This is a genomic window from Sphingomonas sp. CROZ-RG-20F-R02-07 (assembly GCF_022662335.1).
GTDB lineage: Bacteria > Pseudomonadota > Alphaproteobacteria > Sphingomonadales > Sphingomonadaceae > Sphingomonas.
In genome coordinates this window covers 757,456-783,358 of record NZ_JAKNQJ010000001.1, presented here as the reverse complement: position 1 = coordinate 783,358, position 25,903 = coordinate 757,456, and the positions used below count along the sequence as shown (strand labels likewise).

The 25,903-nt window shown below is 69.7% G+C and carries 29 protein-coding genes; 15 read left to right on the top strand and 14 right to left on the bottom strand.

Annotated features, from left to right (window positions below; genetic code table 11):
• The first annotated feature begins 74 nt into the window (after positions 1 to 74).
• From L8H00_RS03865 to L8H00_RS03850, 4 genes are read left to right on the top strand one after another with little or no spacing between them, the layout of a single operon-like run.
• Positions 75 to 485: a hypothetical protein gene (locus L8H00_RS03865; protein WP_242095888.1), complete on the top strand. Its 411-nt coding sequence runs from the start codon at positions 75 to 77 to the stop codon at positions 483 to 485.
• A gap of 1 nt (position 486) precedes the next feature.
• Positions 487 to 753 (top strand): HPr-rel-A system PqqD family peptide chaperone, encoded by a 267-nt coding sequence (locus L8H00_RS03860; RefSeq protein WP_242095887.1) that lies wholly within the window; start codon positions 487 to 489, stop codon positions 751 to 753.
• Positions 750 to 1,610 carry an HprK-related kinase A gene (locus L8H00_RS03855; protein ID WP_242095886.1) on the top strand — a complete coding sequence of 287 codons (861 nt, stop codon included), beginning with the start codon at positions 750 to 752 and terminating at the stop codon, positions 1,608 to 1,610. The genes L8H00_RS03860 and L8H00_RS03855 overlap by 4 nt, the downstream gene beginning before the upstream one ends.
• Positions 1,595 to 2,593: a nucleotidyltransferase family protein gene (locus L8H00_RS03850; protein WP_242095885.1), complete on the top strand. Its 999-nt coding sequence runs from the start codon at positions 1,595 to 1,597 to the stop codon at positions 2,591 to 2,593. Before L8H00_RS03855 ends, L8H00_RS03850 begins: the two co-directional genes overlap by 16 nt.
• Here the strand turns inward: L8H00_RS03850 and L8H00_RS03845 are convergent.
• Together L8H00_RS03845 and L8H00_RS03840 are read right to left on the bottom strand one after the other, a co-directional pair.
• The gene (locus L8H00_RS03845; protein WP_242095884.1) at positions 2,590 to 2,943 is read right to left on the bottom strand and encodes a hypothetical protein; all 354 of its coding nucleotides are present in this window, start codon (positions 2,941 to 2,943) and stop codon (positions 2,590 to 2,592) included. The genes L8H00_RS03850 and L8H00_RS03845 overlap by 4 nt on opposite strands.
• Positions 2,940 to 3,608 (bottom strand): HAD-IA family hydrolase, encoded by a 669-nt coding sequence (locus L8H00_RS03840; RefSeq protein ID WP_242095883.1) that lies wholly within the window; start codon positions 3,606 to 3,608, stop codon positions 2,940 to 2,942. The genes L8H00_RS03845 and L8H00_RS03840 overlap by 4 nt, the downstream gene beginning before the upstream one ends.
• Before the next feature lie 62 nt (positions 3,609 to 3,670).
• Here L8H00_RS03840 and glmU point away from each other — a divergent pair, with 62 nt between their 5' ends.
• The 7 genes from glmU to L8H00_RS03805 all read left to right on the top strand — a co-directional run bounded on the left by glmU (position 3,671) and on the right by L8H00_RS03805 (position 12,204).
• A complete protein-coding gene (gene glmU, locus L8H00_RS03835; RefSeq protein WP_242095882.1) occupies positions 3,671 to 5,026 on the top strand; it encodes a bifunctional UDP-N-acetylglucosamine diphosphorylase/glucosamine-1-phosphate N-acetyltransferase GlmU in 1,356 nt (451 codons plus the stop codon).
• Positions 5,027 to 5,051: 25 nt separating this feature from the next.
• Positions 5,052 to 5,282 (top strand): CopG family transcriptional regulator, encoded by a 231-nt coding sequence (locus L8H00_RS03830; protein WP_242095881.1) that lies wholly within the window; start codon positions 5,052 to 5,054, stop codon positions 5,280 to 5,282.
• 4 nt (positions 5,283 to 5,286) lie between these two features.
• Entirely contained in the window at positions 5,287 to 5,652 is a 366-nt protein-coding gene (locus tag L8H00_RS03825) for a type II toxin-antitoxin system VapC family toxin (RefSeq protein WP_242095880.1), read from the top strand.
• Between the two features lie 15 nt (positions 5,653 to 5,667).
• Positions 5,668 to 7,491 carry a glutamine--fructose-6-phosphate transaminase (isomerizing) gene (gene glmS / locus L8H00_RS03820; protein WP_242095879.1) on the top strand — a complete coding sequence of 608 codons (1,824 nt, stop codon included), beginning with the start codon at positions 5,668 to 5,670 and terminating at the stop codon, positions 7,489 to 7,491.
• Positions 7,488 to 8,405, top strand: coding sequence for an ROK family protein (locus tag L8H00_RS03815; protein ID WP_242095878.1), 918 nt, complete (start codon positions 7,488 to 7,490; stop codon positions 8,403 to 8,405). The genes glmS and L8H00_RS03815 overlap by 4 nt, the downstream gene beginning before the upstream one ends.
• A 65-nt stretch (positions 8,406 to 8,470) precedes the next feature.
• Positions 8,471 to 10,348 (top strand): EAL domain-containing protein, encoded by a 1,878-nt coding sequence (locus L8H00_RS03810; protein WP_242095877.1) that lies wholly within the window; start codon positions 8,471 to 8,473, stop codon positions 10,346 to 10,348.
• The gene (locus L8H00_RS03805; RefSeq protein WP_242095876.1) at positions 10,348 to 12,204 is read left to right on the top strand and encodes a CHASE4 domain-containing protein; all 1,857 of its coding nucleotides are present in this window, start codon (positions 10,348 to 10,350) and stop codon (positions 12,202 to 12,204) included. The genes L8H00_RS03810 and L8H00_RS03805 overlap by 1 nt, the downstream gene beginning before the upstream one ends.
• 177 nt (positions 12,205 to 12,381) lie before the next feature.
• Here the strand turns inward: L8H00_RS03805 and L8H00_RS03800 are convergent, their stop codons facing one another.
• Positions 12,382 to 13,509: an SET domain-containing protein-lysine N-methyltransferase gene (locus L8H00_RS03800; protein ID WP_242095875.1), complete on the bottom strand. Its 1,128-nt coding sequence runs from the start codon at positions 13,507 to 13,509 to the stop codon at positions 12,382 to 12,384.
• Between the two features lie 69 nt (positions 13,510 to 13,578).
• Complete coding sequence (gene dinB, locus L8H00_RS03795; RefSeq protein WP_242095874.1) at positions 13,579 to 14,661, bottom strand: DNA polymerase IV; 1,083 nt, start codon at positions 14,659 to 14,661, stop codon at positions 13,579 to 13,581.
• A gap of 153 nt (positions 14,662 to 14,814) precedes the next feature.
• Between dinB and L8H00_RS03790 the strand changes: the two genes are divergently transcribed.
• The 3 genes from L8H00_RS03790 to L8H00_RS03780 are packed head-to-tail and all read left to right on the top strand — an operon-like array spanning position 14,815 to position 18,997.
• The gene (locus L8H00_RS03790; RefSeq protein ID WP_242095873.1) at positions 14,815 to 16,233 is read left to right on the top strand and encodes a phospholipase D-like domain-containing protein; all 1,419 of its coding nucleotides are present in this window, start codon (positions 14,815 to 14,817) and stop codon (positions 16,231 to 16,233) included.
• Positions 16,230 to 17,966, top strand: coding sequence for a copper resistance system multicopper oxidase (locus L8H00_RS03785; RefSeq protein WP_242095872.1), 1,737 nt, complete (start codon positions 16,230 to 16,232; stop codon positions 17,964 to 17,966). The genes L8H00_RS03790 and L8H00_RS03785 overlap by 4 nt, the downstream gene beginning before the upstream one ends.
• On the top strand, positions 17,963 to 18,997 hold the full coding sequence (locus tag L8H00_RS03780) for a copper resistance protein B (RefSeq protein ID WP_242095871.1): 1,035 nt from the start codon (positions 17,963 to 17,965) through the stop codon (positions 18,995 to 18,997). Before L8H00_RS03785 ends, L8H00_RS03780 begins: the two co-directional genes overlap by 4 nt.
• Here L8H00_RS03780 and L8H00_RS03775 read toward each other — a convergent pair.
• The 10 genes from L8H00_RS03775 to L8H00_RS03730 all read right to left on the bottom strand — a co-directional run bounded on the left by L8H00_RS03775 (position 18,994) and on the right by L8H00_RS03730 (position 24,854).
• Positions 18,994 to 20,601, bottom strand: a complete 1,608-nt coding sequence (locus L8H00_RS03775) for an AraC family transcriptional regulator (protein WP_242095870.1) — start codon at positions 20,599 to 20,601, stop codon at positions 18,994 to 18,996. The genes L8H00_RS03780 and L8H00_RS03775 overlap by 4 nt on opposite strands.
• Before the next feature lie 156 nt (positions 20,602 to 20,757).
• Positions 20,758 to 21,213, bottom strand: a complete 456-nt coding sequence (locus L8H00_RS03770) for a hypothetical protein (protein ID WP_242095869.1) — start codon at positions 21,211 to 21,213, stop codon at positions 20,758 to 20,760.
• Positions 21,210 to 22,280: a hypothetical protein gene (locus L8H00_RS03765; protein ID WP_242095868.1), complete on the bottom strand. Its 1,071-nt coding sequence runs from the start codon at positions 22,278 to 22,280 to the stop codon at positions 21,210 to 21,212. Before L8H00_RS03765 ends, L8H00_RS03770 begins: the two co-directional genes overlap by 4 nt.
• A gap of 16 nt (positions 22,281 to 22,296) precedes the next feature.
• Complete coding sequence (locus tag L8H00_RS03760; RefSeq protein WP_242095867.1) at positions 22,297 to 22,647, bottom strand: hypothetical protein; 351 nt, start codon at positions 22,645 to 22,647, stop codon at positions 22,297 to 22,299.
• 27 nt (positions 22,648 to 22,674) lie between these two features.
• The gene (locus tag L8H00_RS03755; RefSeq protein WP_242095866.1) at positions 22,675 to 23,328 is read right to left on the bottom strand and encodes a RebB family R body protein; all 654 of its coding nucleotides are present in this window, start codon (positions 23,326 to 23,328) and stop codon (positions 22,675 to 22,677) included.
• Positions 23,328 to 23,534: a RebB family R body protein gene (locus L8H00_RS03750; RefSeq protein WP_242095865.1), complete on the bottom strand. Its 207-nt coding sequence runs from the start codon at positions 23,532 to 23,534 to the stop codon at positions 23,328 to 23,330. Before L8H00_RS03750 ends, L8H00_RS03755 begins: the two co-directional genes overlap by 1 nt.
• A 47-nt stretch (positions 23,535 to 23,581) precedes the next feature.
• Entirely contained in the window at positions 23,582 to 23,896 is a 315-nt protein-coding gene (locus L8H00_RS03745) for a RebB family R body protein (protein ID WP_242095864.1), read from the bottom strand.
• Positions 23,897 to 23,941: 45 nt separating this feature from the next.
• Positions 23,942 to 24,208 carry a RebB family R body protein gene (locus L8H00_RS03740; protein WP_242095863.1) on the bottom strand — a complete coding sequence of 89 codons (267 nt, stop codon included), beginning with the start codon at positions 24,206 to 24,208 and terminating at the stop codon, positions 23,942 to 23,944.
• Between the two features lie 38 nt (positions 24,209 to 24,246).
• Entirely contained in the window at positions 24,247 to 24,516 is a 270-nt protein-coding gene (locus tag L8H00_RS03735) for a RebB family R body protein (protein ID WP_242095862.1), read from the bottom strand.
• A 41-nt stretch (positions 24,517 to 24,557) separates the two neighbouring features.
• Positions 24,558 to 24,854 (bottom strand): RebB family R body protein, encoded by a 297-nt coding sequence (locus tag L8H00_RS03730; RefSeq protein WP_242095861.1) that lies wholly within the window; start codon positions 24,852 to 24,854, stop codon positions 24,558 to 24,560.
• A gap of 321 nt (positions 24,855 to 25,175) precedes the next feature.
• Here L8H00_RS03730 and L8H00_RS03725 point away from each other — a divergent pair, with 321 nt between their 5' ends.
• Positions 25,176 to 25,901 carry a Crp/Fnr family transcriptional regulator gene (locus L8H00_RS03725; protein WP_242095860.1) on the top strand — a complete coding sequence of 242 codons (726 nt, stop codon included), beginning with the start codon at positions 25,176 to 25,178 and terminating at the stop codon, positions 25,899 to 25,901.
• Positions 25,902 to 25,903 lie beyond the last annotated feature (2 nt).

The window sequence follows — 25,903 nt, the reverse complement described above, 5'->3', positions numbered from 1 at the left end:
GATACCAATGACTTTTGCGGCCGAGCGTCACGCCAGCTTCACGATTGCGCAACGGCGGTGTAGTAACCGGGCGCATGGACGACGATCTTCCCGCCCCGCCATCGGCCCCCGAGCGCGTGCCCACGCGCCGCCGCGTGCTGGTGCTCGGCGCGGTGGGCGCGTCCGCGGTGGTGTCGATCCGTCCGGCGCTCGCGCAGAGCACGGGATCGGTGCTCAATTGCGAGATCCCGGTGCCCGATCCGGGCCATGCCGGCGGCTATATCGACGCCGAGGGCAAGATCGTGCCCTCGGGAACGAAGGGCGCGTTTCCCGCCTCCAGCCGGCCGTTCAAGGGCGAGGAGGTGAAACGCGCGCTCGCCGACGGATCCTCGCTGCCCGGTGTCGATTCCGAGCGGAGCCGCGCTTATGTGAACTATATCCGCCGGCTGCAGCGCGGTCAGGGCGGTTTTACCTGTTTCGCATCGCTGCAGATGCCGCGCGCCTGAAGTGGCGCTCTACCGTGCGCCGCCGGCGGGTGCGCTGATCGCCGTGCCGCTGGATGAATTCACGGCCTTGTTCCATCGCCCGTCGGGCATCACGCATCTGCTGACCGCGCCTGCGCCCGAGATACTGGCGGCGCTCGCCCCGGCGCCGATGACACGCGCGGCGCTGCTCGCGCGGCTGGCGGACGATTACGACGTGGAGGGTGGCGCGGAGGCGCTGGCGGTGCGGCTCGACGAGCTGGTCGCCGCCGGGCTCGTCGCGACCCGATGAGGCACCGCTTCGCGGTACGGATCGGGCCGGTGGGGTTCCGCATCGGCGCCGACTGGCGCTCGCCGATCGCGGCACTCGCCGACCTCTATCGCGACTATCCCGCGCCGGACGACGGCATCCCGGATTTCACCGTGCGGCTGTCGGCAACGCGGCCGTGGCGGCGGTTCGTCCGGCCATCGGTGGCGATTGGCGGCGACTACACGCTGCCCGAAGCGGCGCCGCTGCCGCTTGCGCAAGGGTTGCTCGCGGCGGAAATGGCGATGAACCTGCAACTGGCGCTGGGCGGGCGGGGGCATCTGCTGCTCCATGCTTCCGCGGTCGAGCGCGACGGGCGGGCGCTTCTGATGACGGGCGTGTCTGGCGCGGGCAAATCGACGCTGGCCACGCTGCTGGCGGCGCGGGGCTGGCGCTTCATGGGTGACGAGTTCGCGCTGCTGTCGCTGACGAGCGGGGCGGTGCATGCCTTTCCCCGGCTGGTGAGCCTCAAGAACGAAAGCGCCGCCGCGGCGCGGGCGGCCTGGCCCGGCGCGCGGTTCGGCCCGTTGCTGCGGGGCACGCCCAAGGGCGATATCCGCCACATGGTGCCCGATGCGCGCGCGATCGCGGCGATGGATGTGCCCGCCCGGCCGGCGCTGCTGCTCTTCCCGCGCTATGGCTTTCCCGCCGAGCGGCGCGGCGTGCCGCCGTCCGAGGCGTTCGTGCGGCTGACCCAGGCGTCCACCAACTATGTCGCGCTGGCCGAACGCGGGTTCGCCGCGCTGACCGGGCTGATCCGCAGCGTGCCGGCGGTGGCGATCGACTATCCCGACGGCGCGAGCGGCGTGGCGCAGGCGGAGGCGCTGTGGGACGCGCTGTGACCGCCGGCGCGCTGCCGCTCGCCCGCGCGCTCGCCGATCCGGCGGCCGCCGCCGCCACGCTGGATGCGGCCGGCTGGACCGCACTGATCGCCATGGCGCGCGCGGAACAACTGATCGGCACGCTGGCGGTGCGGCTCGACGGCCTGCCGTTGCCGCCCACGGTCGCGCGGCTGATGGCGGACGCGCGGGCATCGGCCGATCAGGGCCGCCGCGTCGCGTTGTGGGAAGCGGAGATGGCGCGGCGCGCCTTGGCGGCGCTCGGCTGCCCGGTCGTGCTGCTGAAGGGCACGGCCTATGTCGCCGCCGGTCTGATCGCCGGGCAGGGGCGTTCGATCGGCGATCTCGACATCCTCGTGTCCCGGGGCCGGATCGCCGAGGTGGAGGCGGCGCTGATCGCGCAGGGCTGGGAATGGGTGAAGCCCGACCCTTATGACGACGCCTATTACCGCCGCTGGATGCACGAACTGCCGCCGCTCATCCACCGCGAGCGCGACCGGATGATCGACGTGCACCACACGATCCTGCCGCTCACCGCGCGCATCCGCCCCGATGCGGACGGGCTGATCGCGTGCAGCGTGGTGCTCGAGAACGGCCTGCGCGTGCTCGCACCCGACGACATGATCGTCCATGCCGCCGCGCACCTGTTCGCGGACGGTGATCTGGCGGGCGGCCTGCGCAACCTGTGGGACATACGCTGCCTGATCGTGGAATTTGGCACCGAAGCGCTGGCGGCACGCGCGGCGCACCACGGACTGGCGCGCGAGACTGCGCGTGCGGTGCGGATGGCCGCCGCGCTCTACGGCGATGGCGCAACGGCAGTTCGCCTGCGCGACCGGCCGTACCGGCGCCGGTTGCTCGCGCGCGATGGCTGGGGGCGCCCGATCCGGCGGGTGACGCGGCTCGCCTTCTATGTCCGCTCGCACTGGCTGCGGATGCCGCCGGCCATGCTCGCCCGGCATCTCTGGACGAAATGGCGGCGCTAGCGCGCCCGCGCCTTGCGGAACGCCTTTACCAGCAGCAGCACGACGATGACCGCCACCGTGTCCGCGATCCAGTCGCGGATGTCGCAGTCGCGGCCGAGGATCGGCATCGACTGCCCCACCTCGATCAGCGCGCCCAGGAACGACAGATGCTCGGTGAGCCGCAGCAGCGGCGTCCGCGGATAGGCGAAGGCCGCCAGCAGCGCGATCGTCGAGAAGGCGAGCACATGCTCGAACTTGTCGCCGTAATGATCGATCGGCAGCGCCGGCGGATGCGGCAGGAAGGCCATGGTGAGCGCGACGATGATCGCCAGGAACAGCGCGCCGCGCCAGAAGATCAGGATGCGGCTCATGCGTCCAGCCGTTCCAGCGCGGGCACGAGTTCGTCGAAGCCGTCGATCACCGCATCCGCGCCGAGCGTCTCCACCGGCTGCGTCATGAAGCCGAAGCTGCACGCGACCACCGGCAGCCCGGCGGCGTGCGCACCCTTCACGTCGTAGATCGAATCGCCGACGAACGCCGTCCGCCCGCCGCCCGCGCGTTCGATCATCGCCTGGATCGGTACGGGCGAGGGTTTGCCGACACCCATCGTGTCGCCGCCGACGATGCAGGCGAATCGTTCGGTCAGGCCCAGTTCGCCGAGGATCGTGCGCGCGAACCGCTCGATCTTGTTGGTCATCACCGCCACCCGCACGCCGCGGGCCGCCAGCGTGTCGAGCGCGTCGAGGCAATGCGGATAGGGCTTGGTCAGCACGCAGATATGCGCCTCGTAATAGGCGAGCAGGCGCTGGTGCAGCGTGTCGAGCGTCGCTTCGTCGCAGCCGCCCGTGCGCTCCATTCCCTGGGCCAGCATGTGGCGGGCGCCACCGCCGATCATCGGCGTGATCTCCGCGACGGCGAGCGGTGCGCGGCCGATCGTGCCGAGCGCATGGTTCACCGCGGCGGCAAGGTCGCCGCTGGTGTCGAGCAGGGTGCCATCGAGGTCGAACCCGATCAGGTCGAAGGGAAATCGCGTCATCGCCGCGCCGCGTGCCCGCCCGCTCTGGAATTGGCAAGCGGATCATGGCAGCAGCGTTTCCCATGACCATGCCTCCGCTCGCCGCCATCGTCCTCGCTGCCGGCAAGGGCACGCGGATGAAGTCCGATCGCCACAAGGTGCTGCATGCGATCGCGGGGCGGCCGATGCTGCTCCACCTGATCGCCAGCATCGCCGAACTCGCGCCCGAACGCACCGTCGTCGTGACCGGCGCCGGCCGCGAGCAGGTGGAGGCCGCGGTCGCACCGCACGGTATCGCGACCGCGCTCCAGGCCGAACAGCTCGGCACCGGCCATGCGGTGGCGCAGGCCGAGGCCGCGCTGGCGGGTTTTTCGGGCGACGTGCTGATCCTCTATGGCGACGTGCCGCTCGTCAGCAGCGCCACGATGCGGCGGATGATCGAACGGCTTCACGGGGGCGACGCGCCCGGCACCGTCGTGCTGGGGTTCCGCCCCGCCGATCCCGGCGCCTATGGCCGCGTGATCGCGGACGCCGCCGGGCGGATCGACCGAATGGTCGAATATAAGGACGCGAGCACCGACGAACGCGCGGAGACCCTGTGCAATTCGGGGCTGATGGCGGTGCGCGCCGACGATCTGTTCGCGCTGCTCGCGCGGGTCGGCAACGACAATGCCGCGGGCGAATATTATCTGCCCGACATCGTGATGCTGGCGGCGGCGGACGGGCGCGCCTCCGCCGTGATCGAGACGGGCGCGGCCGAGGTCGCCGGCGTCAACAGTCGCGAGGAGCTGGCCGCGGTCGAGGGGCAATGGCAGGCGGCGCGCCGAAGCCGCGCGATGGCCGAGGGCGCGACGCTCGTGGCGCCGGATACGGTGTGGTTCGCGCACGACACGGTGCTGGGACGCGACGTGACGATCGGCCCGAACACCGTTTTCGGCCCCGGCGTGGCGGTCGCGGACGGCGCGACGATCCACGCGTTCAGCCATATCGAGGGCGCGACCGTCGGCGCGGGCGCGGAGGTCGGCCCCTTTGCGCGGCTTCGTCCGGGCGCGGTGCTGGGTGCCAAATCCAAGGTCGGCAATTTCGTCGAGATGAAGAAGGCGGTGCTGGGCGACGGCGCCAAGGTCAATCACCTGAGCTATATCGGCGATGCCGATGTGGGGCCGGCGGCGAACATCGGCGCGGGAACGATCACCTGCAACTATGACGGCTTCTTCAAATACCGCACCGTGATCGGCGCGGGCGCGTTCGTCGGTTCGAACTCCGCGCTGGTGGCGCCGGTCACCATCGGCGCCGGCGCGATCGTGGGCGCGGGATCGGTCGTCACCGCCGATGTCGAGGCCGACGCGCTGGCGCTGGTGCGGCCGCCGCAGGAGGCCAAGCCTGGCTGGGCCAGCCGCTTCCGCGAACGCATGGCCGCGAAGAAGGCTGGCAAGTGATATCGTGCCCCGATATCATATGGTCATGAGAACCCTGGTCGATCTTCCCGAAGACGATATCCGCTGGCTCGATGCGCGGGCCGGCGAGGTGAAGACGTCGCGCGCCGCGCTGGTGCGCGAAGCGGTCGCGGCCTTTCGTGCCGAGACCAACAAGGACTGGATCCGCCGGGGTGCGGGCTATTGGAAGGGGCGCACCGACATCGGCGACACCGTGGACTATCAGCGCGCGGTGCGCGAGGATCGGACCGTCGACTAGCCCGATGGAGGAACCGTTCTTCGATACCAGCATCCTGATCGACTGGCTGATCGGTCGTCCGCAGGCGGTCGACGAACTGGAGCGTTTCCCGCGGCACCGGATCAGCCGGATCGTGTGGACCGAGGTGCTCGCCGGAGAGGCGCCGGAGACGCGGCACCGTGTCCGCGACCTTCTCGCTTCGTTCGAGCTGGTCGAGGTGGACGGCCCGATCGCGCTAGCCGCGGCAGACATCCGTCATCAACACCGAATGAAACTGTTCGACGCATTGATCCTCGCCACCGCGCGGGTAAACGGGTCCGTACTCGTCACCCGCAACACCAAGGATTTTCCGGCGACCATGCCGGGAATCCGCATTCCCTATACCCTCTAGTCCAAGAGCAGCCCCATGTGTGGAATCGTAGGTATCCTGAGCACCGAGGACGTGGCCGACCGGCTGCTCGACGGGCTGAAGCGGCTCGAATATCGCGGCTATGATTCCGCCGGGATCGCGACCGACCATGATGGCGCGATCGATCGCCGCCGTGCCTCGGGCAAGCTCGTCAACCTGGCCAAGGAACTCGCGGCCAACCCGCTGCCGGGCAAGACCGGCATCGCGCACACCCGCTGGGCGACGCATGGTGGCCCCACCACCAACAACGCCCACCCGCACGCGACGGGCGAGGTCGCGGTGGTGCACAACGGCATCATCGAGAATTTCAAGGCGCTGCGCGACGAACTGATCGCGCGGGGCCGCACCTTCACCAGCGAGACCGACACCGAAGTCGTCGCGCATCTCGTCAGCGAAAAGGTGGAGGCGGGCATGGAGCCGGTCGACGCGGTCCGCGAGGTGCTGCCACGCCTCCATGGCGCGTTCGCGCTCGCGATCCTGTTCCGCCGGCATCCCGATCTGCTGATTGGCGCGCGGCTCGGATCGCCACTGGTGATCGGGCACGGCGATGGCGAGATGTATCTGGGATCCGATGCGCTGGCGCTCGCCCCGCTGACGCAGCGGATCGCCTATCTGGACGAGGGCGACTGGGCGGTGCTGACGCGCGACGGCGTTCAGGTCTATGACCAGGCGAACGCGCCCGTCGAGCGGCCGATCACGATCTCGGGCGTGACGGGGGAGCTCGTCTCCAAGGGCAACCACCGGCATTACATGCTGAAGGAGATCTACGAGCAGCCGATCGTCGTCGCGCAGACGCTGCGATCCTATCTCCAGCGGCTTGAGGGCAAGGTGGTGCTGCCGATCCCGGACTTCGACCTGTCGGGAATCAAGCGCGTGACGATCGTCGCATGCGGGACGAGCTTCTATGCGGGCATGGTCGCCAAATACTGGTTCGAGCAGTTCGCGCGCGTGCCGGTCGATCTCGATGTCGCGAGCGAGTTCCGCTACCGCGCGCCGGTGATGGAGCCGGGCGGGTTGATGATCGTCATCAGCCAGTCGGGCGAGACCGCCGATACGCTCGCGGCGCTGCGTCACGCCAAGTCGGAGGGCCAGACGATCGCCGCGGTCGTCAACGTGCCGACCAGCAGCATGGCGCGGGAGGCGGATCTGCTGCTCCCGACGCATGCCGGGCCCGAAATCGGCGTCGCGTCCACCAAGGCGTTCACCTGCCAGCTTGCGGTGCTCGCCGCGCTTGCCGCCAATCTGGCGAAGGCCAAAGGGCGGCTGTCCGAAGCCGACGAACGCCAGCTCGTGCGGCATCTGGCCGAAGCGCCCGCCTCGATCAACGGCGCGCTGGCCTATGACGATGCGATCCAGGCGATGTCCGGCGTGGTCGCGGTGGCGCGCGACGTGCTGTATCTCGGGCGCGGCACCGATTATCCGCTGGCGCTGGAGGGTGCGCTGAAACTGAAGGAAATCAGTTACATCCACGCCGAGGGCTATGCCGCGGGCGAGATGAAGCACGGGCCGATCGCGCTGATCGACGAGAATGTGCCGGTGATCGTCATCGCGCCCTCCGGGCCGCTGTTCGAGAAGACGGTGAGCAACATGCAGGAGGTGCAGGCACGCGGCGGCAAGGTGATCCTGATTTCGGATTATGACGGCATTCAGGCGGCGGGCGAAGGCTGTGTGGCGACGATCACCATGCCGAAGGTGCATCCGCTGATCGCGCCGATCGTCTATGCGGTGCCCGTGCAGTTGCTCGCCTATCACGTGGCGGTGGCCAAGGGGACCGATGTCGACCAGCCGCGCAACCTCGCCAAGTCGGTGACGGTCGAATGAGCGAGGCCCCACTCGTCGCCGGCATCGAACTCGGCGGCACCAAGATCAACTGCATCCTCGCCAGCGGCCCCGACACGATCGAGGACGAGGTGCGCATCCCCACCACCCGGCCCGAGGAGACACTCGCCGCGGTGGAGGCGGTGCTCGATCGCTGGAGCGGGTTCGTGGCGATCGGCATCGCGAGCTTCGGCCCGATCTCGATCGACCGGCATGCGAGCGATTACGGCCACATCACCTCGACGCCCAAGCCCGGCTGGGCGGGCACCGACATCGTCGGGCGCATCCGCAGCCGGTACAACGTGCCCGTCGGCTTCCACACCGATGTGGTGGGCGCGGCGCTCGCCGAGGCGCGCTGGGGTGCGGCGAAGGGGCTGGCCGACATCGCCTATGTGACGATCGGCACGGGCGTCGGCGCGGGGATGATCGCGGGTGGGCGGCCGGTGGACGGGCTCACCCATTCCGAGCTCGGCCATATCCGCCCGGTGCGCGTGCCTGGCGACGACTGGCTCGGGGTCTGCCCCTTCCACGGCGCCTGCCTCGAAGGACTGGTGTCGGGCCCGGCGATCGCCGCGCGCACCGGCATCGCCGCCGAAGACCTGCCCGCCGCGCATCCTGCCTGGGAGACGGTCGCGCAGGCGATCGGGCAGTTGCTCCACACGCTGGTGCTGACGGGCATCCCGCGGCGGGTGGTGATGGGCGGCGGCGTGATGGTCGGCACCAGCCACCTGTTCCCGAGCGTGCGTGCTGCGATGACGCGCAGCCTGGGCGGTTATATCACCCTGCCCGAGGTGGCGCTGGCGGACAGCTATGTCGTTCCGCCCGCGCTCGGGGGAAGGGCCGGCCCGCTGGGAGCGATCGTGCTCGGCGCCCAGGCGCTCGGCGAACAGCTGCAGAGTTCGTTTACGGCGCCTTAACCGCGCCTGGCTACCACCGTCCGACCAAGGCGCAGCGATCCCGGCTGCGGAAGGACGATGACCGCATGCGCATTCTGATCGTCGACGACGAACCCGCGATGCATGACAGCTATGCGCGCAGCCTCGCGCCGCGCGCCGCAGAGGGCGCCGCGCTGTCGGCGATGGCGGCCGAATTGTTCGGGGACGACGACGATGCCGAGCCGGACGGGCCGGAATTCGATCTGACCCACTGCCACCAGGGCCTGGACGCGATCGCCGCGGTGGAGGCGGCGCTGGCGGCCGGCACGCCCTATCCCGTGGCGTTCATCGACGTGCGCATGCCCCCCGGCATCGACGGCCGCGAGACTGCGCGCCGCATCCGCGCGCTCGATCCCGAGATAAACCTGGTGATCGTCACCGGCTATTCCGATTTCTCGCCGATCGAGATCAGCAAGGTGGCCGGGCCGCCCGACAAGATCTTCTATATCGCCAAGCCCTTCGAAGTGGCCGAGATCGTGCAGACCGCGACCGCGCTCGGCAAAAGGTGGGAGGTCGATCGCGAACTGGCGACCGCACGCCGCATGCTCGGCGCGCAGGTCGCGCTGCTGGAGGAGCAAAGCCTCGAACTCGCCGCGAACGAGAGCCGCGCGATCCATATGGCGACGCATGATTCGCTGACCGACGCGCCCAACCGCCTCGCCTTTCTCCGCGCGCTCGGCGATCGGGTGAAGCGCGACGGCCCCTATGCGACTGCGATGGTCGATCTCGACCGGTTCAAGCTCGTGAACGACACGCTCGGCCATCTGGCCGGCGATGCGCTGATCCGCGACGTGTGCGCGATCCTGCAGGCGTCGGCGCCCGAGGGCGCGATCGTCGCGCGGCTCGGCGGCGACGAATTCGGCATCCTGTTCGACACGCCGGGCGAAGAGGCCGCGGTGATGGCGTGCGACCGGATCGTGTTGGCCTGCACCGGCACGCATCAGGTGTTCGGCAATTCGGTGCAGAGCGGCGCGTCCGCCGGCCTCGTCGTGATCGACGGCGCGGGGTGCGACCCGATCGACGCGATGCGCCGCGCGGATCTCGCGCTCAACGATGCCAAGCGCGCCGGGCGCGGCGTCACCCGCCTGTTCGACGAAAGCATGGACGAGGGCATCCGCTTTCGCCGCCGCGTCGAGCACGGGCTGGGCCAGGCGATCGCACGGGGCGAGCTGAGCCTCGTCTATCAGCCGATCGTCTCGCGCGACGCGATCCAGGTCATGGGTTTCGAGGCGCTCGTGCGCTGGAACACCCCCGAATATGGCCCGATCAGCCCGGCGACGTTCATCCCGATCGCCGAGGAATCGAACGTCATCCACGAACTCGGCGACTGGATCCTCGACGAGGCGCTGGCGGTGCTGAAGCGCTGGCCCGATCAATATGTCTCGGTGAACTTCTCGCCGCGCCAGTTCCGCCGCCACAATTTCGTCGGCCATATCATGGAAAGCGTGCAGCGCGCCGGCGCCGTGCCATCGCGCGTTCAGATCGAGATCACCGAGACGGCGATCTTCGACGATGCCGAACGCGCTGCCGAGACGCTCTACAAGCTGCGCCAGATGGGCTTCCGCATCGCGCTCGACGATTTCGGCACCGGCTATTCCTCGCTCTACAATATCCGCAAGTTCGCGCTCGATTCGCTCAAGATCGATCGCAGCTTCATCGACGGCATGGGCCGCGAGCGCGAAAGCGCGGCGATCGTCCATTCGATCATTCATCTCGGCCGCGCGCTGGGGCTGGAGGTGATCGCCGAGGGCGTGGAGACCGAGGCGCAGGTCCAGGCGCTGCGGATTGCGGGTGCCAGCCATCTCCAGGGCTATTTCTTCTCGCGGCCGGTGGCACCCGACATCGCGTGCGAACTCGCGCTCCAGCGCTTCCTCGGCGGCGCGGACGATCGCGGCGACGAACCGGGCACCGGAACGCTGGGTTGATGCGGATGCCCGGCCGGTCGGCGCGCGCGGGCCGCCTGATTCGCAGCCCGGCTTCGCTCGGCGCGAAGCTCGTCCTGTTCATGACCGGCGTCGGCATCGCCGGCGCGGTGGGCATCACGCTGATGCTCGCCGCCGTCATCACGCCCAGCTTCGACCAGCTGGAGGCCAAGGCGATCGCGGGCCATGTCGAGCGCACGCGCGCGGCGCTCGCCGAATATGCCTCCAAGGCCGAGAGCGCGGTGCGCGACTATGGCGACTGGAACGACAGCTATCTCTACATGGCGCATCCGACCGCCAAGTTCGAACGCGACAGCTTCTCCCCGCTCGCGATGACCAATCTGGGCGTGCAGGGCATGGCCTATGTCGCGCCCGACGGCCGCGTGGTGATCGCGCGCTGGCTGGGGCAGGGCGGTGCGGGCCAGCCGGCGATGCGCGATGCGCTCATCGCGGTCACCCGCCGCGTCTCGCTCGCACGCGCGATCGGGCACAGCAATTCCGGGCGCTTCTATGCGCGGCTGGGGCCCGAGGTGGCGGCGATCGGCGTGGCGCAGGTGCGCCGGTCCGACGGCACCGGAATCCCGCGCGGCTATGTGCTGATGGCGCGCACGATCACGTCGCGGCGCCTGTCCGAACTGCTCCAGCTGGGCGCGCGGATCGATCCCGCGATCGCCGACCGGGAGGTGACCACGCCTGGCCACGTGACGATGGGCATCGCGGTGCCGATCCGTGGTGCCGACGGCCATGCGGTGGCCAGCGCGCGTTTCAGCGTGCCGCGCGACATCTCGCTGCTCGGGCGGCGCATGCTGATGCTCGCGGTCGCGGGATCGACGCTGCTGCTGCTGATCGTGCTGATCGTGCTGCGGCGGATGATCGGCCGGCTGGTGCTGCGCCCGCTCCACCGCGTCGAGAGCCATATGCAGCGGGTGCGCGCCTCGGGCTCGATGAGCATGCTGGAGGAGGAGGATCGTCGCGACGAGATCGGCTCGCTCGGCCGCAGCTTCAACGCGATGCTGCGCCAGTTGAAGGATCTGCGCGAGCAGGTGGAGGTGCAATCCTTCGCGCTCGGCCGCAGCGAAAGCGCGGTTGCGGTGATGCACAACGTCCGCAACGCGCTGAACCCGATCAGCACCATCCTGAGCCAGGGCGTCGGCCAGGCGCCGCCGATCGACCGCGCCACGATCGCGCGCGCGATCGGCGAACTGGCGCGCGACGATCTGCCCGCGCCGCGCCGGCAGAAGCTCGTCGCCTTCGTCGCCGCCGCGTTCGAAGCCGACGACAGCAGCCGCGAGGCGACGCGCAGCGAGCTTCGGGTGGGGCGCGAGGCGATGGCGCATGTGCTCGAGATCATCGGCCAGCAACAGGCACACGCGCACGAACGCCCCGCGCTGGAAGTGTGCGACGTGACCGAGATCGTCGCGCGCAACGCCACGATCGCGCGCTATGCCCCGCAGGCCTCGATCGCGTTCAGCTTCCCCTCCGGCTTCCACCGCGCGCTCGCCGCGCGCGTGATTCTCAGCCAGGTGATCGGCAATCTGTTCGGCAATGCCGCCGAGGCGATCGCCGCACGCGGCACGGGCAGCGGATCGATCGCCGTCTCCGTCACCGAGACGGCCGAGCATGTGACGATCGCGATTCGGGACGACGGCGAGGGCTTCGATGCGGAAACGGGGGCGACCTTGTTCCAGCGCGGCTTTTCCACGCGGGCGCACAAATCGGGCGGGCTGGGGCTCCACTGGTGCGCCAATGCCATGAACGCGATGGAGGGATCGCTGCGCCTCGAAAGCGAGGGCCGCGGCTGTGGTGCGGTGGCGATCCTGACGCTGAAGCGGCCCGCAGAGCTGGCGGTCGCGGCATAGCCGGACGTGACGTCCGGAGCGGATGACGTTCGTTCCAGTGTCCCACTCCGTTCGTGCCGAGCTTGTCGAAGCACGCTCTCCCCAGTCGAGCCGTCGCCATGCGGCACAGGCCCCCTTCGGCGGAGCTCAGGACAGGCTTCGACAAGCTCAGGGCGAACGGAGCAAGGAAACGATAGGCTAGGCAGCCTTCTCCCGCGCCGGTTCACGCAGATAGGGCGCCACCAGGTCGCGCTCGCGGAACCAGGCCTGGCGTTCGGGCGGAAGCGTGGCGAAGTCGCCGATCGTGCCGCGGCATTCGGGCGCGCCGCAGCGGCATTCCATCTGCCAGTGCGAATTCTGCAGCGTCGTCGAATAATCCCAGACGATCTCCTCGCCGGCCGGGATCGCGCGGATCGCGACCAGCACCACGCCCGCCGGCGTGAAGCGCACACCGGCATTGGGTGCGCAGCTATGGTTGATGAGATCGTCGATCCGGCCCGATGGCCCTAGATAGCGATCGGGCGCGACCTGGACGAAGCGGTCGTCCGCGCCGCTGACCCCGCCCGGCAGCCGCGCGGCCGCCACCTGCCGGCCACCGAAGCGGACGATCGTCTCGCCCTCGGCCAGCCCCTGCACCGCGTAGACGGCCTTGCCGAGATGCGTCTCGCGCACCGCGAAGGGATTGCCACGCTCCATCGCGTCGAGCACGCGCAGCCGCCCGTCGCGATAGCCGAAGGCGCGCACCGGGTTGAGGGTGCCGAGGCCCACCATCAGCCACACGCTCGCATGGCAGAGCAGCTCGACCAGGATATAGCTATATTCGCCAAGGCCAGACCCATGGCCGTGAGTCGCCACGAGCAGGGTGGCCAGATCGCCCAGCGTCCACAGCCCCCAAGCGGGCGAGCGTTCGCGCGCGCGATCCGCCCACACGCTTTCCCAGGTCGGCCAGAAACTGATCGGCACCGCCGCGACGACGAGCATATGCGCCCAGAACGCCTCGCGAAAGACGAGCCACAGCAGGATCGCCGACAGGGCGGCCGTCATGCACAGCCCCTCGACCGGCGTCGGCCGGCGCCAGCGCGAGCGCCCCCACATCGACAGCGTGACCGTCACGCAGGCGAGCGCTGACAGGCCGAACACCCAGGCCTGCGGCGCGCCGGGGTTGACCGCGGCATAGGTCGCGGCCTCGACGCCCGTCGCCGCGCTCCAGATCAGCCAGGAGGCGCGGTTCGGCTCGACGAGATGCCGCGTCAGCCCGACGATATAGACGCCGTACCCTGCAAGACTTGCCACCATCGCTGCGATGAACCAGGGTTCGATCGTCATGCCCCGCCCGTTGAATGCCCGGGAACGTGGTAAACCAAAGGTTAAAATCCGTCCATGGCGATGCGCGGATCAAAGCGGCAGGCTGGGCTGCACCTCCGGTGCCTCGTCGACGATCCCCGACAGGGTGAGGCCGAGCAGCCGGACGCCGTCCGCCACGGGCAGTTGCGCGGCCAGCAGCGCGCGGCCGATGGCCAGGAACCGGGCCTGATCGCAGACCGGCTCGGCCAGCGACCGCGCACGCGTGATCGTGCGGAAATCGGCGTGGCGCAGCTTCAGCGTGACGGTGCGCCCGAGCGTGCCCGCCCGCGCGATCCGCACCCATGCCGCCTCCGCCACGCGCGCGAGCCCCGCGTCGAGATCGGCGGGATCGGTGAGGTTGGTCTCGAAGGTGCGCTCGGCGCCCACCGATTTGCTCGGCCGGTCGGCGCGCACCGGGCGATCGTCCTGCCCGCGCGCCGCGCCGTACAGATAATCGGCATAGCTGCCGAAATGCGCCTGGAGAAAGGCGAGCGGACGATCGCGCAGGTCCGCGCCGGTCAGGATGCCGAGCGTCTCCATGCGCTTGGCGGTGACCGGGCCGACGCCGTGGAAGCGTTTCACCGGCAGCGAGGCGACGAAGGCGGCACCCTTGGCGGGCGGGATGACGCAGATGCCGTCGGGCTTGTTCTGGTCCGAGGCGAGCTTGGCGATGAACTTGTTGTAGCTGACCCCGGCGGAAGCGGTGAGCCCCGTATCGCCCTTGATGCGCGCGCGGATCTCGTCGGCGATGGCGCGCGCCGAGCCCAGGCCGCGCACGTCCTCGCTCACGTCGAGATAGGCCTCGTCGAGCGACAGTGGCTCGATCAGCGCGGTATAGTCGGCGAAGATGGCGCGGATCTGTTGCGAGATGCCGCGATACACGTCAAAGCGCGGCGAGACGAAGACGAGATCGGGGCAGCGCCGGATCGCGGTGACCGAGGGCATCGCCGATCGCACGCCGAAGGCACGCGCCTCGTAGCTCGCGGCCGCCACCACGCCCCGCGCGCGCGATCCGCCCACCGCGACCGGGCGACCGCGCAGGCCCGGATCGTCGCGCTGCTCCACGCTCGCGTAGAAGGCGTCCATGTCGACATGGATGATCTTGCGCGGCGGGAAAGGGGCATCGTCGGCCATCCGGCTGACAGCCTTAAAGAAATACCGGGCAAAGGGAAAGTGTTCCGCTTTCGTTCGTGCGCGCCGTGCGGCCGGCGGGGCGGCGCGGGCGGCAATCGGTTTGCCTTTGCCCGCGCAAGCCGACATGGGCCGGCCGACAGCCGAGGAGGGAACATGCAGCCGGGTCGCGATTGCTGGCGGATCGAACGGGCCGACGCCATGTCGGTGATCGTCGATGCCGCGGATTATTTCCGCTACGCCCGCCGCGCGATGCTGGGCGCCAAGCGCCGGATCATGATGGTCGGCTGGGATTTCGACGCGCGGATCGTGCTCGACAGCGAGGCGTCCGGAGGGCCGGCGACGATCGGCGAGTTCGTCTATTGGCTGGTGGAGCGCAATCCCGATCTCGAAGTGTTCCTGCTGCGCTGGGACGTCGGGGCGCTGAAGGCCGTGCTGCGCGGCACGACCGTGCTGACGGTGCTGAAATGGATGCGCCATCCACGGATCCACACCCGGCTCGACGGGCATCACCCGACGGGTGGGTCGCATCACCAGAAGATCGTGATCGTCGACGATTGCCTTGCCTTTTGCGGCGGCATCGACATGACCAGCGACCGGTGGGATACGCGCGAGCACCGCGACGGCGATCCCGGCCGGATGACGCCGCGCGGCAAGCCCTACAAGCCCTGGCACGACGCGATCAGCGCGGTGAACGGGCCGGTGGCCGCCGCGCTCGGCGAACTGGCGCGCGACCGGTGGCGCGTTGCGAAGGGGGGCACGCTCGAGGCCGTCACGACGGCAGGCCCTTGCTGGCCCGAGGGGCTGGCGAAGGACTTCACCGGGGTGGACGTGGCGATCGCGCGCACCGTGCCGCGGATGAAGGACCAGACCGAGGTGCGCGAGAACGAAGCGCTGTTTCTCGCGCAGATCGCGGGCGCGAAGCGGCATCTGTATATCGAGAGCCAGTATTTCGCCTCGCGCCGCGTGGCCGAGGCGGTGGCGCGGCGGCTGGACGAGGCGGACGGGCCCGAGATTGTCGTCATCAATCCCGAACATGCGCAAGGGTGGCTGGAGCCGGTGGCGATGGACACCGCGCGCGCGCGGCTGATGGAGGCGCTGCGCCGGCGCGACCGGCATGGGCGATTGCGGATGTATCATCCCTATACCGCGGGCGGCGCGCCGATCTATTGCCACGCCAAGATCCTGATCGCCGACGATCGCGTGCTGCGGCTCGGCTCCTCTAACGTGAACAACCGCTCGCTCGCGCTCGACACCGAATGCGATCTGGCGATCGCGGTCGAGGCGCCCGAGCAGCGCGCCTGCGTCACCGCGATCCGCGACGGCCTGATCGCCGAGCATCTGGGCACCGACCGCGCAACCGTCGCCGCCGCGATCGCGGAGCGCGGCTCGCTGATCGGCGCGATCGAGCATCTGCGCGGCACCGGCAAGACGCTCGGCTCCTACCATATTCCGGACCTGAGCAGCGTCGAGACCTGGCTGGCCGACAATGAGGTGCTCGATCCGGAAGGCCCCGAGGAAATGTTCGAAGCGTTGTCGAAACGGGGGTTGTTCCGGCGCTGGCGCCGGGCGTGAGCCGCGCCGTCGATCGGCGGAGCGTGCTGCGCGGCGTTGCGGGCACGGCGGCGCTGGCGGCGTGGCTGCCGGCCTGGGCGCAGCCGGTGTCGGCGGGGATCGCGGCGCCGCTGCCGGTGGTGTCGGGCACCGACATCGCGCTGACGATCGCGCGGCAGACGCTGGTGATGGACGGCCGGGCGACGCGCGCGATCGGGATCAACGGCACGGTGCCCGGGCCGCTCATCCGGCTGCGCGAGGGGCAGGACGTGCGGCTCCACGTCACGAACGGGCTGGACGAGGACAGTTCGCTCCATTGGCACGGGCTGCTCGTGCCGGCGCGCTATGACGGGGTGCCGGGCATCTCGTTTCCCGGCATCGCGCCGCACACCCGCTTCACCTATGCGTTTCCGGTGAAGCAAGCGGGCACCTATTGGTATCACAGCCATTCGGGATTGCAGGAGCAGCTGGGCGTCTATGGCCCGATCGTGATCGATCCCGCAGCCCCCGACGCCGCGCCCTATGATCGCGAGCACGTCATCGTCCTGTCGGACCATAGCGCGCAGTCGCCCGAGGCGATCCTGCGCCGGCTGAAGCTGCAGCCGGGCTATTACGACTATCAGCAGCAGACGCTCCACGGGCTGATCGCCGGGCGCGACCAGCCGCTTGCGGAACGGTTGCGCTGGGGGCGGATGCGGATGGACCCGACCGACATCGCCGACGTGACCGGCGCGGCCTATACCTATCTCGTCAACGGCCATGGCCCGCGCGACAATTGGACGGGTCTGTTCGCGCGCGGCGAGCGCGTGCGGCTGCGGATCGTCAACGCCTCGTCGATGACGACGTTCAACGTGCGTATCCCGGGCCTGCCGATGACGATCGTGCAGGCCGACGGGATGGACGTGAAACCCGTCACCGTGGACGAGTTCCAGATCGGCGTGGCCGAGACCTATGACGCGATCGTCATTCCGCCGGACGATCGCGCCTATACGCTGGTGAGCGAGAGCGTCGACCGGTCGGGCATAGCGCGCGCGACGCTCGCGCCACGCGCCGGGATGGTCGGGGCGGTGCCGCCGCTGCGCCGCCGCCCGGTCGCGACCATGGCGGATATGGGCATGGCGGGGATGGCGGAAGGGCATGCCATGACGGGCATGGCGATGCCGGCAGCGGCCACGCCCGCACCGATGGCGATGGGTGCGATGTCGATGCGTGACTTCGCGCGCGCGCCGCAGGTCGCGCGCGATTCCGGCGTGCAGACGATCGCGCCGATGCCGGCCGACCGCACCGGCGATCCCGGGCAGGGGCTGGCCGATGCAGGACACCGCGTGCTCACCTATCGCGACCTCGTCGCGGCGGCGCGCAACCCCGATGTGCGCGCGCCGGGGCGGACGATCGACGTCCATCTGACGGGCAATATGGAACGCTATATGTGGTCGTTCGACGGCATGAAGATGTCGGACGCGATGGAGCCGCTGCCGTTCGTGCTGGGCGAACGCGTCCGCGTCCGGCTCGTCAACGATACGATGATGGCGCATCCGATCCATCTTCACGGCCATTTCTTCGAGCTGGTGACGGGACAGGGCGACCATGCGCCGCGCAAGCATACCGTTATCGTCCAGCCGGGCGGCACCGCCAGCTTCGACCTGACCGCGGATGCGGTGGGCGACTGGGCGTTCCACTGCCACATGCTCTATCACATGCATGCGGGGATGATGCGCGTCGTGAGCGTCAGGCCCGCGGGCGAGGCGGCATGAGATGGCCGCTCGGGCTGGTCGCGCTGCTGCCCGGCATGGCGGCGGCGCAGGCGATGCCGGGCATGACGATGCCGATGCCGATGCCCGTCAGGCCCTCGGCGCCCGTCAGGCCGACCGCCAAGCACCCGGCGCATCATCCTCCCATGCACGCAGACCGGCATCCCGCCGTCCCCGCGCACGCTGAATCCCCGGCGACCGAGGCGAAGCCGGATGCCATGCCGGCCATGGACATGACGGCGATGCCGGGGATGACCATGCCGCCGGCTGCGCAGGCCTTGGCCGGAACCGCGCTGCCAGCCGGCGACGCACCCGCGCCGCCGCCACCGCGCGACCATTATGCCGATCGCGACTGGCCCGTCGCCGCGATGGCGGCGGCGCGGCGGCGGATGATGGCCGAGCAGGGGGGGCAGGTCTTTTACCAACTGCTCTTCAACCTGGCCGAGTTGCAGGTGCGCGATGGGCGGGTCGGCTATCGCTGGAACGGCGAGGCGTGGATCGGCGGCGACCGCGATGGGCTGGTGTTGAAGAGCGAGGGGGATGGCGGCCGCCACGGCGTCGATGCCGCCGAGCTCGAGGCGCTGTATTCGCGCGCGATCGGGCCCTATTTCGATCTTCAGGCCGGACTTCGCCACGATGTCGCGCCCGCGCCGCGCAGCTATGCGACGCTCGGGATCGAGGGACTGGCCCCCTATATGGTCGAGACCGAAGCCGCGTTGTTCCTGTCCGATCGCGGCGACCTGCTTGGGCGGATCGAGGGCTGGTACGACGAACGCCTCAACCAGCGCCTCGTGCTCCAGCCGCGTGTCGAGCTGAACCTCGCCGCGCAGGACGTGGCGCGCAGCCGCATCGGCGCGGGCCTGTCGAACGCCGAACTGGGCCTGCGGCTGCGCTACGAGATCGCGCGCGAATTCGCCCCCTATGTCGGGGTGTCCTGGGACCGACGGCTCGGCGCCACCGCGCGCTACGCACGGGCCGATGGCGAGGATCATTCGCAGGCGAGCCTCGTCGCCGGGGTGCGCTTCTGGTTCTAGCCGCCCACCTGTGCGCGGCGGAAGGCGCGTGGCGGCTGGCCGACGATGCGGCGGAAGCTGCGTTCGAAGTGGCTGAGATCGGCGAACCCGACGCTTAGCGCCACGTCGGTGACGGGGCGGCGGTGATCGCCGCCGAGCAATTCGCACGCCTTGTGGATGCGGATATGCGCGAGCAGCGTCTTGAATGGCATGCCGATCCCGCTGCGAAATAGAAAGCTCAGATGCGAGGGACTGACCCCCGCCGCCCAGGCGAGCTGGCCGATGCTCAGCGGATCGGCGAAATGGCGGCCGAGATGCGAGAGCGCGCGGGCCAGCGCATCGTGCAGGCCCTGCGTACCGCTGCCGTCGCCGAGCGCCGCACGCACCCAGCGCGCAGCGTCGGCGGCGGGCGCTTCGTCGTCGCCATCGTCCCCATATCGTGGCGGATCGGGATCGTCGTCGGCCACGAGTCCGGGGGCATGGTCGCGCACCGCGCGGCGGTCGATCGGCCTGCCCTCGGTCATCACTGCGAGCCGCGCGATCGTCCGGTCGAGCTCGAACAGGTTTTCGGGCCAGTCATGCGCCTGGCACAGGCTGACCAGCGCGTCGGTGCGCTTGTCCTCCGCGCGATAGCCGTTGCGTTCGAGGACATGGCCGATCAGCGCGGCGATGTCGGCGGCGCGTTCGCGCAAGGGTGGAATGGTGGCGGACAGATAGTCGAGCTCCGCCAGCAGCGCGCGCGAGAACCGCCCCTCCGCCGCGCGCGCGTGAAGATCGGCGGTGGTGGAGGCGATCACGCGCACCGACCGGTCGCCCCGCCGATCGAGCCACTGGCCGAGCCGCGACGGAAGATATTGCGGCAATTGGCGTTGCAGCTTGGGGTCGAGCGCGTCGATGTCGTCGAGATAGAGCGTGCCGCCCGCCGCGCGATCGACCCAGGCGCCGGGGCCGCCGTCGGGCTCGGCGCAGTTGATCTGGACGAACGGCCCGTCGCCCCGCGCGCCGCAGCAATGGAGCGTGGCGGCGAGCTGCGCCTTTTCGGTGCCGAACTCGCCGCGCAGCAGCACCGGCAGGTCGCCCCGCGTCGCGATCTCGAGAAAGCGTTCGAGCGTGCGCAGCGGCCGGCTCATGCCGACGAGCATCATCGGGCAGCCGAGCCGCGCCTCGCTCCAGCGTCGCACCTCGTAGCGCTTCACCAGCGGCCCGAGATTGGCGGCGACCTGGCGGATCAGGCCGTCGACCGCGCCGCCCGGCGGCGGTGGCGAAGGCAGATCGAGCCGCAATTCTCCGAGCGGCTGCCCGGCATAGGCGATCGCATAGGCCTGCTCGCCCGCGGTGGACGCCGATTCGGTGGGATGGATCCCGGCAATCTGCGTCGCGACCAGCGCATCGATCGACTGCGCTGCTGGTTCGGGCGATTCGCTCAGCCAGTCCGACACCGTCTGTCCGCCATGATGGCCGATCACCAGCGTGCCGTGTCCGCGCAGCCGGATCGACCCGCCGCGCGGCGCCACCTGCGCGGCCACCGCCCGCATGACCGCTTCCAGGAGATCGGGCAGGGTGCGGTGTGCATCCCCCAGGCCGTGCAGGAGGGCGTCGACCTTCGGATCGCTCGAAAAAGCCAAAGGATCGATCCCCCCCCGCCACTCCGGCATGCGCGACGCCGCCAATGCCTGCCATGGGTTAGAAGGCGATCGGCCCGGCGGAGCAACAGCCGGCGCATCCGATGCGGACCATCGATTGCTCCGGCGTGGTGGCTTGTGCGGCGTCCGGCCGATGGCTTAGCCGCGCCAGGTGCCGCTACCCGGCTGGAGCGCCATCGCCGCCATCGCCTGCCTCACCGCGGTATCCGCGGCGGCCAGCGACTGGTCGATCATTGCGACGTTCTGCACCAGCGCCGCGCGCGTCGCGCGCAGGGCGGCGTTCATCGCCATCGCGGCCGCGTCGGACGACGAGGGCGGCGCGGCCGACGCGCCGGGGATGGGGCCGGGGAACGGCGCAGGCTGTGGGCGCGACGCCGCGAGGCCGGGGCTCTGTTCGGCCTCGCGCACCGGATCGGCGCTGCCGTCGCCGAGGCCCGGCTCGTTCTCCGCGGCCTGCACGTCCGTCTCGCTCGCGGCGACGCTGCCGTCGCTATACGGGGCGGCCATGTTGCCCGGATGATAGGCGGTCATGAGCTTTGCCATTTCCGCCTGCAGATCATTGTAATTCTGCGTCAGCGATCGAACGTCGGTCATCGATAGGGCTCCTCGGCCGGGGGTGTTGACGGGGTCTGCGGTGCACGGGCGAGGCGCGCGAGCGTGATGATGCCCGTCGCGCCGAGCTCGACGATCGCCTCGTCGGTGTGCGATGCGATGTCGAAGGTGCAGGAGGCGCCGTCCTGGCCCAGCCGCCCACGGCCGAGGTCCGGATCGCCCAGCAGCACGCGTCCGCGCGCCAGATAATCGCGCACCAGATCCTGCGCGGCGGTGCCGGTCTGATCGGTATAGCCGGCATGCGCCACGATCTGCTGCACGGCCAGCGATGCGCGCGCGAAGCCGACCTGCCGGCCCATCAGCAGCCATTCGGCGATAGCCGCGCTCACCTCCCACGGCGCCACCAGTCCTGGCACGCTTGGGGAATCGAGCGCGGCGAAGCTGAGCGGGAGCAGCGTGTCGAGCGCGCGCTGCATCGCCGACGCCCGGTCCGCCGCGGTAACGGGCGCGCCGGGCCGCATCGCGAAGGCGAGATAGGCACGCGTGTAATCGATGAACTCGAGCGGGGTGCGCGCCTGCGCGACGCCGAACGCGGCCGCCTCCGCCATCATCCCTACAGGCGGCGGCGTGGCGCGCGCGTCGAGGTCGAGCGTGCGCAGCGCCAGCCGGTCTTCCAGCGTCAGCACCTGGAACACGGGGCGATCGCCCAGGCCCATCTGCGACAGCAGCGCGGTGCCGTCCGCAAGCTGCGCCGCGGTGACCAGACCGTGCGTCGTCAACACGCGCGTCAGCTCCACCGCGGAGGGCGGCGTGCCCGTGCTGGCTTCGGCCTGTGCCAGGATGCGCAGATCGGCGATGCCCGTCGCCATCAGCTTCGCCGGGCTGACGAGGACGCCGGTCTTCGCCAGCAGCACGAACGGTGCGCCGTGCAGCCCGGACTGGACCGCGCAGACCAGCGCGACCTCGTCCGCGAACTGATAGCGGGCGTGCTGGTCCGCCATCGCCCAGTCGATCCATTGGCGGCCGCCATCGATGAAGGCCAGCACCAGCCGCCCTAGATCGGACAGCCCGGACGGCCGGTACAGCCGGCTTGCGACGGAGACGGTCATGGCGCCATTTCCTCTCTCAGCCCGCCGGGAAGTCGCTGAGGATCTTCGCCGCGGCGGCGCCGATCAGGCTGAAATCGTCGGTGGCGCTCTTGACCAGATCCTGGGCGTAGGTGAGCGCGGTGGCGTATTTCGGCTCGCCCGTCGCCAGGAACTGCGCGATCGCGACGCCGGCCGCGGTGGTGGCAATCGTCGAGATGTTGCGCAGCGCATCGGCCGCGTCCTGCACCGCGATGGCGCTGGATTGGGCGACCGACTGGTACGCCTTGCCGGCGCCGCTGGTCAGCACGACCTGATGCGCCATCGTCGCCTTTTGCGACTGGGTGATGACGTCGATCACCTGGGGATTGACCTCGACGGGATCGGGCATGACGCGTCCTCGGATTGGGGTGGCGACTTAACGGAGCGGGGGTGGCACGGGCGGCTCGGTGGCCTTGTCCGCGAGGTTGACGGGCACCGTCTGCGACGTGATCGAGATGGCCGTCGTGGTGGCTTTGGCGACGGCGGCCGGGTCCACGCTGGGCGTTGGATCCGTAGCGGCCGCCGTTGGGCGCATGCCCGGCGCGAAATAGCCTGGGGTCTTCGCAGCAGCGGCCGATGGGGCGACGGCCGGCGGCACGAGCCCCTCCGTCGCCGCCCGCGCCGCGGCGACATTGCGCTCGGCGGCGGCCTCCTCGTCGCGCAGGCGGGCCACCGCATCGGCCATGTCGGCGGTGGCCTCGGCGATGATCGTGGCGGGCGATTTGGGCACCGGTTCGAGCGGCTGGACGCCGTGCGGCGGCAGCGGATCGGGGATGGGCGGCACCGGCGGCGGCGCGGCCACGCCGAACGGCGTGCCGAGCATCTTGGCGCAGGCCGCCGTCACCGCCGCGGAGCCGATCATGCTGGCGCCCTGCTGGCGCGAGACGGCGTTGTACATCGCCATGCCCAGCGTCTCGATCATCACCGTATCGAGCATCGCGAACGCCTGGGCCGGGGCCTGTCCCCCGGTCAGCGTGACGACGTTCGAGACCGAATCGACGATCTGGCTGTTGACGGTTCCTTCGGACATCAGCTTGCGCCTCCCTTGGCGACGATGAGGACGAGTATCTGTGCGAGCGCCGCGCCACCCAGCACTTGCCCGCGCTGCTGGGCGGCGACCGCATTGGCCATCGCCAGGCCGATACTGTCCGCCCCGGCAACATAGACCATGCCCATGGCGATGGCGGGCGCATCGGCGACCGAGAGGAAGTCGGCGGTGGAGGGCGTATCGGCCATGCGGCGCCGCTTCGGGATCGCTCATGCGCCCCGGCGACCGACTGCGATCAGTAATGCAGCCCCGCCACTCCGCGCGTCCGTGTCGTCTTGGTGCCGCTGCCGTCGATGTCGCTCGTCGCCGAGCCATCGGACGCGGTGTCGATCGACAGCAGCGTGGAGACCGCCTGCGTGGTCGAGGCCTGCATCGTCACATAGCTTTGCTGCTGGTTGTTGGTCGCGTTGTGGGCGGCGTTGGAGAGCGCCTGGCCGGTCGCGACGAACAGATTGCCCATCGCAACGGCGGGCGCCCCGCCCAGCACTTCGGTGTTGGCCTGCGCGACGGAGTCGGTGATCTGATCGTTGATGGCGGTCGGGAATGCCATGATGGTTCCTCCTCATGAAAGCGGCGGCTCGGGCGGGCGCCCGGTTCAGCCAAGGATCTTCTTGGTGGCGACGCCGTCCGACGCGGTGCCGAGCGAATAGAGCAACGCGACGCCCGTCGTGGTCGCCGCCTGCGCGGTCACGTACATCTGCTGCTGCGCCATCGTGGCGTTGTGCGCGGCGTTGGCGAGCGCCTGGGCGGTCGCCTGGTACAGATTGCCCATCGCGACCGCCGGAGAGACGGCGAGCACCTGCGTGTTCGCCTGCGTCACCGTATCGGTGATCTGGTCGTTGACGGCGGTAGGATAGGCCATGCGGCAAGGTCCTCAGGCGCGGGAACGGGAAACCGCGGTCAGGCGGTCAGGATCGTCTTGGTGGCGATGCCGGTCGACGCCGTGTCGAGCGAGTAGAGCGTGGCGACGCCCATCGTCGTCGCGGCCTGCGCCGTCACATAGCTCTGCTGCTGCGCGTTCGTCGCATTGTGCGCGGCGTTGGCGAGCGCCTGGGCGGTCGCCTGGTACAGATTGCCCATCGCGATGGCGGGGGCGTCGCCCAGCACCTTGGTGTTGGCCTGGGTGACGGAATCGGTGATCTGGCTGTTGACGGCGGTGGGAAAGGCCATGGTGCGGTCCTACTCGGTTGAGAAATCCTGGGGGCGGTCGATCAGCCAAGGCCGCGCGGCGGGCGCGGGATGCTGTCGAGGATGTCCTTGGTGGCGACGCCCGTCGACGCGGTGTCGACGGCATAGAGGGTGGCGACGCCCATCGTCGTCGCGGCCTGCGCCGTCACATAGCTCTGCTGCTGGGCGCCCGTCGCATTGTGCGCGGCGTTGGCGAGCGCCTGGGCGGTCGCCTGATACAGATTGCCCATCGCGATGGCGGGGGCGTCGCCCAGCACTTTGGTGTTGGCCTGCGTGACCGAATCGGTGATCTGGTCGTTTACGGCGGTTGGAAAAGCCATCATGTCCTCCTCGGCTGCGATCCGGCGGATGGATCGTCGGTACGGGGCGATCTTAGGTGGGCGCGGTGCCGCGCGATTGGGCGAACCGCGCAAACTTGCAGCGCCGGTCGCGGAATCGATGCCCTGCGATGCGCCGATCCGCCGCAACCCGGCACAATCGCGCAAAGCTCCGTGGCATTTCGACGATCGGTCGTCCCGGCGGCGGACGGGTGCGTGCCGGTTTGCCGATTGCCTCTGCGCCCCCTGCCGCGTTATTCCCCGCGCACGCACGATCGGGATCCGGGCGGGCATGGGACTGGGGACCTGAAGTTGGATAAGGATATGCTGACCGCCCGCTGGCTTCTGGGGCGAGGGCGCGATCAGCTCGACGGGGACGAGCTGCGCGCGATCGAGGATTCGATCTCGGTGGTGCGTGAACTCCGCCCGCGCATGCAATTGGTACGCGCCGGCGAACGCGTCGAGACGAGCACGTTGCTGCTGGACGGGTTCATGTGCCGCTACATGGACGATCGCGATGGCGAGCGGCAGCTCGTGGCGATCCACGTCCCCGGCGATTTCGTCGATCTCCACGCCTTTCCGATGCACCGGCTCGATCACGACGTAGCGACGATCACGCCCTGCACGATCGCAGTCTATGATCATCGCACCTTGACCGAACTGACCGAGCGCATGCCCCATCTCGCGCGGATGCTGTGGTTCAGCACGCTGCTGGATGCCGCGATGCACCGCGAATGGATCTTCCGCCTCGGGCGGCTGGGCGCGGAGGGCCGCGTCGCGCATTTCTTTTGCGAGGTGAACGCGCGGTTGGACATGGTCGGGCTCGCGAGCGGCGGCCGCTTCGCGCTGCCGGTGACGCAGACCGACCTGGCCGAGGCGTGCGGGATCACCGGCGTTCACGTCAACCGCGTGCTGCGGACCTTGCGGGAGCGCGGACTGCTGACCTTTCGCCAGGGGCAGGCGACGATCGGCGACGTCGCGGCGTTATGCACGATCGGAGAGTTCGATCCCGGTTACCTCTATGGGACCGCCGCAGAGCGGAAGGAGTAGGT